This window comes from Streptomyces sp. NPDC005878, assembly GCF_040629815.1.
GTDB lineage: Bacteria > Actinomycetota > Actinomycetes > Streptomycetales > Streptomycetaceae > Streptomyces.
Window position 1 is genome coordinate 113,277 of the sequence record NZ_JBEXWK010000026.1, and the last position, 10,206, is coordinate 123,482.

Sequence of the window (10,206 nt, forward strand, 5' to 3'; positions counted from 1 at the left end):
CTCCCCTTTGGTGGGCACGGTCGGTGCCGGTTGCTCCTGTTCAGGTGTACGGATTCCGGCCCAAAGCGACTCGAACACCCGATCAGCCAAGAGTGTGACCCAGGTCACATGATCGGGGCTCGGTGGCGCTGTCCGGACAGCCGCCTACCCGGTGAAACACCAGTCAACCGGCCCCGGCGCGTCTGCGCGCGGCACCGCCGCCGGGAGGGACGGGCGACGGCGGCGCCGCCGGGCGCACGCACCGGCGCACGAGCGGGCGCCCGGTCCGTGGCCGAGGAGCGTCCAAGTGCGAGGCGGATCCGGGCGGGTTGGCGACGGCCGGGAACAACCGGTCCTGGCCTCGGCGGAGTTGACGCGAATGACAGGTACGCGACGTACAACCCCTACTGGTCGGCCCGGCCGAGGGGCGAGGGTGTCATCCCAGAGAGGTACACGAGGTTGCTCCCGAGGGGTGACGCCTGGCGGCGGCCGATTTGGTCAGATGGAGAAGACCACTCCTGACCAATTCGGGTGAGAATGGCGGCGCGGGGTGGACAGAGCGCAGCACTACGGACGGACGCCGCCGACCACGGAGGTAAGGCACACATGGCACCGAACGACAGCGCACACACCACCGAGGAGGCCGGAGACCTCGTCGCGGGCCGCCGCAAGGCCGCGCGCTACCTGGTCCCGGTCGGGGTGGCGGGGGTGGCGGCCGCGACCATCGGGCTGGTCCCGGCGCTCGCGGCCTCGGGTGACCCGGATCTGCCGAAGATCAGCGCACAGCAGCTCATCGAGAAGATCGCCGCGTCGGACGCCCAGCAGCTCTCCGGCACGGTGAAGATCACCACGGATCTGGGTCTGCCGTCCTTCGGCGGCCTCGGCTCCTTCGCGCCCAAGGGCGGCGCCGGCGAGGGCGGCTCGTCCGCCTCGCCCGACAGCAAGCTGATGGAGCTCGCCTCCGGCTCGCACACCCTGCGGGTGGCGGCCGACGGCCCCGACAAGCAGAAGCTGTCGGTGCTCGACAAGGCGTCGGAGTACAGCGTCGTCCACAGCGGGGACGACGTGTGGGCGTACGACAGCGCCTCCAACGAGGTCTACCACTCCCAGCGGGCCGCCGACGGCAAGAAGGGGCTCGCGGGCGGTGCGGCCAAGGGCCACGGCCGTCCGGGTCAGGCCCCCGAGTCCCTGCCGACCACGCCCAAGGCGCTGGCCGAGCAGGCACTGAAGGGCGTCGACCCGACCACCTCGGTGACCGTGGACGGCACCTCCCACGTGGCGGGCCGGGACGCGTACCAGCTGGTGATCAAGCCGAAGCAGTCCGGCTCGACCATTGGCGCGATACGGATCGCGGTGGACGCCAGGAACGGGGTGCCGCTGAAGTTCACCCTCGCGCCGGCCGGTGGCGGCAAGGCGGTGATCGACGCGGGCTTCACGAAGGTCGACTTCGGCAAGCCGTCCGCCTCGACCTTCGACTTCACGCCGCCCAAGGGCGCGAAGGTCACCCAGGACGACGGCAAGGGGCACGCGGGCCGGGGCGAGCGGGGCTTCAAGGGCGCCCAGGGCGCCGGGTTCAAGGGTCTCGACGTCATCGGCAAGGGCTGGAACTCCATCGCCCGCCTCGACGTTCCAGGAGGTAAGGGCATCCCGTCCGCGCACTCCGGCAAGGGCGGCAGGGGCGATGTCCCGCCGGAGGCCGAGAAGTTCCTCAGCTCGCTGGGCGACAAGGTCACGGGCCCGTTCGGCTCGGGCACGGTCTTCAAGACCCGGCTGATCAACGCGCTGGTGACGGACGACGGCAAGGTGTTCGTGGGCGCGGTGACCAAGGACGCGCTGGTGAACGCGGCCAACGCGGCGAAGTAGGCGCGGCGGTCGGCGGAGGGGGACCGCGGTCCCGGGGGTGTGGCCCCGGCTGCCCGGTCCCCCTTCCGCCCCCGCACGCCACGACGTGCGGAGCACGGTCCGCAGACAACGGTCCGCAGACAACGGTCCGCAGACGAACGGCGTCCCGGGGCGAAGCACCGGGCAAGGGAAGGGGCGGGGTGGAGAACTCTCCATCGGTGATCGAGACCCGCGGTCTCACCAAGAGGTACCGCGGCGGCCAACTGGCCGTGGACGGGCTGGACCTCACCGTCCCCGGCGGGAGCATCTTCGGCTTCCTCGGCCCCAACGGCTCCGGCAAGACGACCACCATCCGCATGCTGATGGGCCTGATCGAGCCGACCTCGGGCACCGCCCGGGTCCTCGGCAGCCCCATGCCCCGCGCGGGCCGCGCGGTCCTTCCGCAGGTGGGAGCCCTGATCGAGGGCCCCGCGCTGTACGGGTTCCTCTCCGGCCGCGACAACCTCGTACGGTACGACTCGGCCGACCCGACCGCCGACCCCCGCACCCGCGCGAGCCGCGTCGCGCACGCGCTGGACCGGGTCGGTCTCGCCGCCGCGTCCGGAAAGAAGGCGCGGGCGTACTCGCTGGGCATGAAGCAGCGGCTCGGGCTCGCGGCCGCGCTGCTCCAGCCCCGCAAGCTGCTGGTCCTGGACGAGCCGACCAACGGCCTCGACCCGCAGGGCATGCGGGAGATCCGTGCCCTGGTGCGCGAGCTCGCGGCCGACGGCACCACCGTCTTCCTCTCCTCCCACCTCCTGGACGAGATCGAGCAGGTCTGTACGCACGCGGCGGTGATGACCCAGGGCCGGCTCGTCGTCCAGGGCGAGGTGGCCGAGCTGGCGGGGGGCAACCGCGGCCGGCTCGCGGTCATCACCCCCGACCCGGCGGACGCGGCCCGGCTGCTCAAGGAGCGCGGGGTGGCGGACGTGACCGTGGACGGCGACCGCGTGACCGGCGAGCTCCCGCCGGACGAGGGGGAACTGGCCGAGCTCAACGCCGCGCTGGTGCACGGCGGCGTACGGGTGAGGGGCTTCGGGGTCGAACGGGCCTCGCTGGAGGACGCGTTCGTGGCGCTGACGGGGGAGGGGTTCGATGTCGCGGGCTGAGGTGAACGCGGCGCAGGACGCGCCCGGGGCGAAGCCCCCGGCCGCCCCGGCTGCGAGCGGGTCGGAGCGGGCGCGGGCGGCGGCCGGTGCGCCCGAGGAGGCGCGGGCCCGTGGTGTGACGGAGCCGGAGCAGGCGACCCGTGGTGTGACGGAGGCGCAGGCGGCCCCCGGCGCGCCCGGGGCCGGGTCGCGGCGGCCCAGCCCCCTGTGGACGCTCGGGCTCTTCCGGTCCGAGCTGGTCACCGTCGTCCGGCGGTGGCGCACCCTCGCGCTGCTCGGGGTGCTCGCGGCCGTCCCGGTCCTGATCGGTATCGCCGTGAAGATCGAGACGCGCGGCGGCGGCACGGCCGGTCCCAGTGGCGGTGGCGGCCCGGCCTTCATCTCGCAGATCACCAACAACGGGCTGTTCCTCGTCTTCGCCGGGCTCGCCGCGACCCTTCCCGTCTTCCTGCCGATGGCGATCGGCGTGGTCGCGGGCGACGCGATAGCGGGCGAGGCCAACAGCGGCACCCTGCGCTATCTGCTGGTCGCCCCGGCCGGGCGGACCAGGCTGCTGCTCGCGAAGTACGCCTCGACGCTCGCGTTCTGCCTGCTGGCGACCCTGGTCGTGGCGGCGTCCGCGCTCGCCGTGGGGGCGCTGCTCTTCCCGCTCGGCGACGTCACGACCCTGTCGGGTACGCAGATATCGTTCGCCGAAGGGCTGGTGCGCGCGCTCGCGGTCGCCGGGGCGGTGGCGCTTTCCCTGACCGGCATGGCCGCGCTCGGCCTGTTCATCTCCACCCTCACCGGCAGCGGTGTCGCGGCGATGGCGGCGACGGTCGGCCTGCTGATCACCGTGCAGATCCTGGACCAGATCCCCCAGCTGCACGCGATACAGCCCTACCTCTTCCCGCACTACTGGCTGTCCTTCGCGGACCTGCTGCGGGTGCCGGTCTACTGGGACCAGCTGGTGAAGAACGTCGAGTTGCAGGCGGTGTACGTGGCGGTGTTCGGATCGGCGGCCTGGGCACGCTTCACGGCCAAGGACATCACGGCCTGAAGGACCGCCGGACGCCCGGGAGAGGGGGAAGGACGAGGGAAGACGGAACGGTCGTGCGAGCCGACCCCCGTGGCGGCTCGACACGACACGTGCCGTTTCCTTGGCACATTCTTGGAGCAGACCATTCCGCTGTCAATACGCTACGGACCGTCCTCGTAGACTCGCACCGTGACCGAGCCGCCACCGCACGCCCCCAACCCCCGGCGCCGGAGCGAGAGATCGCGCCGCGCGATCCTCTCCGCGGCGCTCGAACTGTGCGCGGAAAACGGCTATGGGCGGGTGACGATCGAGGGCATCGCGGCCCGTGCCGGGGTCAGCAAGAAGACGATCTACCGCTGGTGGGCGACGAAGGGCGCGCTGCTCCTGGAGGCCGTGATCGAGGCCGTGGTCAGCACCTCGCCCCTGCCCGACACGGGCGACGTGGACCGGGACATCGTGACGCATGTCACGAGCGTGATGCGGGTCTTCACCTCGCCGGTGATCGGATCCGCGTACACCGGGATCCTCTCCGAGCTCCTGCACGACGAGGCCCTGGCCAAGGCCGTCAATGAGGCGCTGGTGGTGCCGCGGGTTTCGCTGGTGTACGAGCGGCTGCGCGCCGGCCAGCGGGCGGGGCAGCTGCCACCGGACGCCGACCTGGAGCTGGCGGTGGAGATGCTGTACGGGCCGCTGTACTACCGGCACGCGCTGAAGCGGCCGTTCCACGACCCGGACAGGATCGCCGTGCTGGTCGCGCACGTCATGCGTGCGTTGCGAGCTCCGGCCGCGAGCTGAAAAAGGTCTTGGCGCGGACGGTCGCGCCGGTGTCCTGCCCGATGGTGCCGGGCCGGTTGGCCGAGCCGAGCAGGACGCCGCCCCACCGCATGTCCATGTACGCGGCGGTGTGCCGCAGGGTCCCCACCAGCGGATCGGCCACGGAGTGGTCGGTGCCGGCCAGCGCCGTCACGCCCCACAGGGTGCGCCCGGCCATCCGCGGCCGGAACTCCAGCCCCGGCACCCGCATCCATCCCGCCCAGTGGTCGAGGTAGCGCTTGACCGGGGTCGAGACGCTGTACCAGTACAGCGGCGAGACGATGACGAGGTCGGTGGCCTCCAGGGTGGCCCCGAGGAGGGTCGCCGCGTCCCCGGTCGGGTCGGCGTACAGGCCCTCGCCGTCGTGGCGCCGGTCGCCGAACTCGGGCAGCCGCAGCCGCGAGAGGTCGAGCCAGCGCTGAGGGACGTCGCCCGGCACCTGCTCGGCGGCGAGTCTGGCCAGCTGCTCGGAGTTGCCGCCCGGGCGCGTACTGCCGAGCAGGAAAAGGAAAGTGCGGGCCATGGGTCGTCCCCCCGGAAGAGAGTATGCGCATGCAGTATATGCACACGCATACTCTTTGCGGGTGGGGTCGAACCGTCCCTTCAGGAGGGCACGGTCAGAAGGTCAGCTTCCAGCTGTTGATGTACCCGGTGTCCTGCGGCCCCTTGTCCTGCACCTTCAGCTTCCACGTCCCGTTCGCCGTCTCGGCGGAGGCGTTGACGGTGTACGTGGTGTTGATGTTCGGCGTGGAGTCCGACGAGGAGTTGTGCAGCCGGTACGCCGTGCCGCTCGGGCCGATGAGGTCGACCACCAGGTCACCGCTGTAGGTGTGGACGATGTTCACGCCGACCTTGAGCGCGGAGGGCGCGTTGCCCGTACGCCCGGTCACGGAGACCGACGAGGTCACGGCCGCGCCGGGGGAGTCCGGGATGGTGACGTCGGTGGTGTTCTCGTACGTGTCACCGGTGGGCGGGGTGGTGGTGCCGGTGGAGAGCTGCCACAGCGCGTAGGCGATGGCGTCGCTGTGGTGGTCGAGCGCGGTGTCGTTGATGTTCGCGCTGGTGTCGCAGGAGGAGTGGTAGCAGGCGTCGAACGCGCGGCCCGCCGTGCCGCCCCACTTCTGGGCCTGGGCCGAGGTCTTGGTGTAGTCGGCGCCGGAAAAGAGGCCGCCGACGCGTATGCCGGCGTTCTTGAACGGGGCGTGGTCGGAGCGGCCGTCGCCCTCCGTCTCGATCTCGGTGGGTATGGAGAGGGTCGCGAAGTAGTCCTTGAAGACCTTCTCCAGGGCCGGGTCGTCGTCGTAGACGAAGTAGCCCGGGTTCGGCGAGCCGATCATGTCGAAGTTCAGATACGCGGAGATCTTGGCGCGGTCCCCGGTCGCGAGGCTGTTGACGTAGTACTTCGAGCCGACCATGCCCAGCTCCTCGGCGCCGAACCAGCCGAACCGCAGGTGCTTGTCGGGCTTGAGCTGCGCGCGGGAGACGGCGAGCGCGGTCTCCAGGATGCCGGCCGAGCCGGAGCCGTTGTCGTTGATGCCGGGGCCCGCGGTGACCGAGTCGAGGTGGGCGCCCGCCATCACGGTCTGCGAGGTGTCGCCGCCGGGCCAGTCGGCGATCAGGTTGTAGCCGGTGGCGCCGGAGGAGGTGAACTGCTGGACGGAGGTGGTGTACCCGGCGGCGTCCAGCTTGCCCTTCACGTAGTCGAGGGAGGCCTTGTAGCCGGCCCGGCCGTGGGCGCGGTTGCCGCCGTTGGCGGTGGCTATCTGCTGGAGCTGGGTGAGGTGCGCCTTGACGTTGGCGATCGGTATGTCGGGGGCGGCGGCGGCCGGCGCGGTGGGGGTGGAGGTGGGGGCGGGGGCTGCGGCTTGTACGGTCGGGGCGGCGAGGCCGATGCCCAGGCCGAGGGCCGCGGCGGTGGCGGTGGCGGCGGCCGCGATGGGGTGTTTGATGCGCATGTGGGGGCTCCGTATTCCGTTCGGGGATGGGACGGAAACGCGAGCCTGATGTTCAGGGAGGGGTTCACTCACCGTCAAGAACGGATTCCGGTCAGGGGTGTTCGGTGAGCGGACTGTGGCCGAAAGGGTTGTTCCCCCACCCCGCCCGTTCCCTCAACCCCTCGGGCGGGGAGCCTCGGGCTTCGCCCGGGAGGGCGGTTGCTTGCCTGCGGCTGGGTGGGGGTTGCTCGCGCAGTTCCCCGCGTCCCTGAAGGGGCACGGGGAACTGCGCGAGTAAGCCCCAGGGGCGGGCAGACGATTACGGTCGGGGGGCCGGTTTTGAGGGGTGCGGGGAACTGCGCGGGCAAGTCCCACCGGCCGGTAGTCGAACACGGTCGCCGGCCCCGGGTTTTGAGGGGCGCGGGGAACTGTGCGGGCAAGTCCCACCGGCCGGTAGTCGAACACGGTCCCCGGGCCCGGGTTTTGAGGGGCGCGGGGAACTGCGCGAGTGAGCCCCACCGGCCGGTAGACCAATACGGCTTCGGGCCGGAAGGCCCGTTCTTGAGGGGCGCGGGGAACTGCGCGAGCAACCCCCACCGGTCGGCAGACGAACAAGGGTCCGGGCCGGAGGCCCGGTTTCAGGGGCGCGGGGAACTGCGCGGCCAGCCCCCACCCAGCCGCAGGTGAACACGGGGCCCGGGGCGGGCGTCAGGTCAGCGCACCCCCGGCGCGGGCAGCGGCTCGACCGGCAGCGGCTCCACATGCCGCTCCGCCGCAGCCGCAGCCAGCGCCACCCTCCCCCGCCGAGCCCCCCGCAACGCATCCCACGTCAGCAACGTCAACGCCAGCCACACCAGCGAGAACCCCGCCCACCGCTCGGGCGGCATCGCCTCGTGGAAGTACAGGATGCCCAGGCCGAACTGGAACACCGGCGCCAGGTACTGGAGCAGCCCGAGCGTGGACAGCGGCACCCGTATCGCCGCCGCCCCGAAGCACACCAGCGGCGCCGCCGTGACGACCCCGGTGGCCGCGAGCAGCGCCCCGTGCCCCGCGCCCTCGGACCCGAAGGTCGCCTCCCCGCGCGCCCCCAGCCACACCAGATACGCCAGTGCCGGCACGAACTGCATCGCCGTCTCGGCGGCCAGCGACTCCAGCCCGCCGAGGTTCACCTTCTTCTTCACCAGCCCGTACGTGGCGAACGACAGCGCCAGCGTCAGCGAGATCCACGGCGGCCGGCCCGCCCCCACCGCCAGGACCACCACCGCCACCGCGCCGGTGGCCACCGCCACCCACTGCACCGGCCGCAGCCGCTCCTTGAGCAGCAGGACGCCCATCGCGATGGTGACCAGCGGGTTGATGAAGTAGCCGAGGGACGCCTCGACGACATGGCCGGAGTTCACCGACCAGATGTAGACGCCCCAGTTGACGGTGATCACGGCGGCGGCGAGCCCGATGAGCGCCAGCCGGCGCGGCCGGCGGACGAGTTCGCCGATCCACGCCCAGCGGCGCAGCGCCAGCAGCGCGAGGCCGACGAAGCCGAGGGACCACACCATCCGGTGGGCCAGGATCTCGACCGGGCCGGCCGGCTTCAGAAGGGGCCAGAAGAGCGGGACCAGCCCCCACATCCCGTAGGCGCCGATCCCGTACAGCAGTCCTGTCCGCTGCTCACCGGCAGCGGTTGTCGGTTCTTCGGCCACTGGCCCTCCCTGCGCGCGCGTCGACGCCATCGACGGTAGCGCCAGGTGGGCACGGCTGTCATGCCCTATATCCGAAAACGGTCCTGACCAGGGAGCGTCGGGTTCAGGCCATGCCGGGCCATGCCGGGCCATGCCGGGCCACGTCAGGCCGCGGTCGCCGCACTCGCCGCGACCGACTCGGCGATCGTGCGGGAGACCGGCGTCGTCGGCCGCCCGATCAGCCGCGCCAGGTCGCCGGACGTGCCCGCGAGCCGCCCGCGCTCGATCGCGAGGTCCACGTCGACCAGGATCTCGGCGAACGGCGCCGGGACGCCCGCGCCCGTGAGGATGCCGAGGTGCACCTCGGGCGTCACGGCCCGGTACGTGATCTCCTTGCCGGTCGCCTTCGCGACCTCCGCCGCGTACTCGGCGAACGACCACGCCACGTCGCCGCTCAGCTCGTACGCCCGGCCCAGGTGTCCCTCGCCGGTCAGCACCGCCGCCGCGGCCGCCGCGTAGTCGGCGCGGGCGGCCGAGGCCACCCGGCCCTCGCCCGCGTTGGACATGACCGCCCCGTGGGCCAGGACCGGCTCCAGCTGGGCGGTGTAGTTCTCGGTGTACCAGCCGTTGCGCAGGAAGGTGTACGGCAGCCCCGAGTCGAGGATCAGCTCCTCGGTGGCCCGGTGCTCGTCGGCGAGGCGGAAGTCGGCCTCCGGCCCGCCGAGGATGCCGGTGTACGCGAGCTGCGCCACCCCGGCCTCCTTCGCCGCCGCGATCACGGCCGCGTGCTGCGCCACCCGCTGCCCGACCTCGCTGCCGGAGATCAGCAGGACGCGGTCACCGGCGCGGAACGCCCCGGCCAGCGTCGCGGGCGCGCTGTAGTCCGCCACCCGCAGCTCCACCCCGCGCTCGGCGAGACCGGCGGCCTTCTCCTTGTTCCGTACGACGGCGGCTATCCCGTCCGCGGGCACGCCCGCGGCGAGCAGCTCGTCGATGACGAGACGGCCGAGGGCTCCGGTGGCTCCGGTGACGACGATGCTCATGGCTGGTGACTCCTTGGCTCCTGGGCTCCCGTGCGGACCCCGTGCCACTCACCGTACGGCGGGCGCTAACCTTTCGTAAGTACCCACTTTGAAGTAAGGTACTGGTATGGCAGTAAGTACGCCGGGTGGCACCCGGCCCGCCGAGGACCTGCGCGAGGCGATGTGTCCGCACCGGCTCGTCCTGGAGCACGTCACCAGCCGCTGGGGCGTCCTCGTCCTGCTCGCGCTGATGGAGCGCTCGTTCCGCTTCAGCGAGCTGCGCCGGCACGTCGGCAGGGTCAGCGAGAAGATGCTGACCCAGACCCTCCAGACGCTGGAGCGCGACGGCTTCGTGCACCGCGACGCCAAGCCGGTCATCCCGCCCCGCGTCGACTACTCCCTGACCCCACTCGGCCGCGAGGCCGCCGAACGCGTCCGGGCCCTCGCCGAGTGGACCGGCGTACGGATGGAACAGGTGGAGCAGGCCCGCGTCGCGTACGACGAGGCACGCGCGGCCAGGACGGCGTAGCCCCCCGGCCCCGCCACGGCCGCACGGCGATCGCGCACCCGCGAGGGTCCGGTCCCCGGCTGCCCCATGACGCGTCAGTGCGGGTGCCCGCCCGGGCACCCGCACTGATGTCGACTCTCCCGCGTCCTGCCGCTACTCGTGGTCCTGGTGGGTGACGGTCCAGGTGTCGTTGCCGGTGAGGAGGGTGGTGAGGTCGCCTTTGCCGTGTTGTTCGATGGCTTGGTCGAGTTGGTTGGTCATTTGGG

The 10,206-nt window shown here is 72.0% G+C and carries 9 protein-coding genes; 5 read left to right on the top strand and 4 right to left on the bottom strand.

What is annotated here, in order from left to right:
- Positions 1 to 585 precede the first annotated feature (585 nt).
- The 4 genes from ABZ404_RS29950 to ABZ404_RS29965 all read left to right on the top strand — a co-directional run bounded on the left by ABZ404_RS29950 (position 586) and on the right by ABZ404_RS29965 (position 4,782).
- A complete protein-coding gene (locus ABZ404_RS29950; protein ID WP_358832672.1) occupies positions 586 to 1,842 on the top strand; it encodes a DUF2092 domain-containing protein in 1,257 nt (418 codons plus the stop codon).
- Positions 1,843 to 2,021: 179 nt separating this feature from the next.
- Positions 2,022 to 2,969: an ABC transporter ATP-binding protein gene (locus ABZ404_RS29955; protein WP_358832671.1), complete on the top strand. Its 948-nt coding sequence runs from the start codon at positions 2,022 to 2,024 to the stop codon at positions 2,967 to 2,969.
- Complete coding sequence (locus ABZ404_RS29960) at positions 2,956 to 4,008, top strand: ABC transporter permease subunit (protein ID WP_358832670.1); 1,053 nt, start codon at positions 2,956 to 2,958, stop codon at positions 4,006 to 4,008. The genes ABZ404_RS29955 and ABZ404_RS29960 overlap by 14 nt, the downstream gene beginning before the upstream one ends.
- Before the next feature lie 168 nt (positions 4,009 to 4,176).
- Positions 4,177 to 4,782, top strand: a complete 606-nt coding sequence (locus tag ABZ404_RS29965; RefSeq protein ID WP_358832669.1) for a TetR/AcrR family transcriptional regulator — start codon at positions 4,177 to 4,179, stop codon at positions 4,780 to 4,782.
- Here ABZ404_RS29965 and ABZ404_RS29970 read toward each other — a convergent pair.
- The 4 genes from ABZ404_RS29970 to ABZ404_RS29985 form a co-directional block, all read right to left on the bottom strand.
- Positions 4,748 to 5,323, bottom strand: a complete 576-nt coding sequence (locus tag ABZ404_RS29970; RefSeq protein WP_358832668.1) for an NAD(P)H-dependent oxidoreductase — start codon at positions 5,321 to 5,323, stop codon at positions 4,748 to 4,750. The two genes, ABZ404_RS29965 and ABZ404_RS29970, sit on opposite strands and share 35 nt — an antisense overlap.
- 94 nt (positions 5,324 to 5,417) lie before the next feature.
- Positions 5,418 to 6,755 carry a M28 family metallopeptidase gene (locus ABZ404_RS29975; protein WP_358832667.1) on the bottom strand — a complete coding sequence of 446 codons (1,338 nt, stop codon included), beginning with the start codon at positions 6,753 to 6,755 and terminating at the stop codon, positions 5,418 to 5,420.
- A 692-nt stretch (positions 6,756 to 7,447) separates the two neighbouring features.
- A complete protein-coding gene (gene rarD / locus ABZ404_RS29980) occupies positions 7,448 to 8,359 on the bottom strand; it encodes an EamA family transporter RarD (protein WP_358832690.1) in 912 nt (303 codons plus the stop codon).
- Between the two features lie 215 nt (positions 8,360 to 8,574).
- Positions 8,575 to 9,453, bottom strand: coding sequence for an SDR family oxidoreductase (locus ABZ404_RS29985; RefSeq protein ID WP_358832666.1), 879 nt, complete (start codon positions 9,451 to 9,453; stop codon positions 8,575 to 8,577).
- A 106-nt stretch (positions 9,454 to 9,559) separates the two neighbouring features.
- Here ABZ404_RS29985 and ABZ404_RS29990 point away from each other — a divergent pair, with 106 nt between their 5' ends.
- Positions 9,560 to 9,961, top strand: a complete 402-nt coding sequence (locus ABZ404_RS29990; RefSeq protein ID WP_358832665.1) for a helix-turn-helix domain-containing protein — start codon at positions 9,560 to 9,562, stop codon at positions 9,959 to 9,961.
- The last annotated feature ends 245 nt before the right edge of the window (positions 9,962 to 10,206 follow it).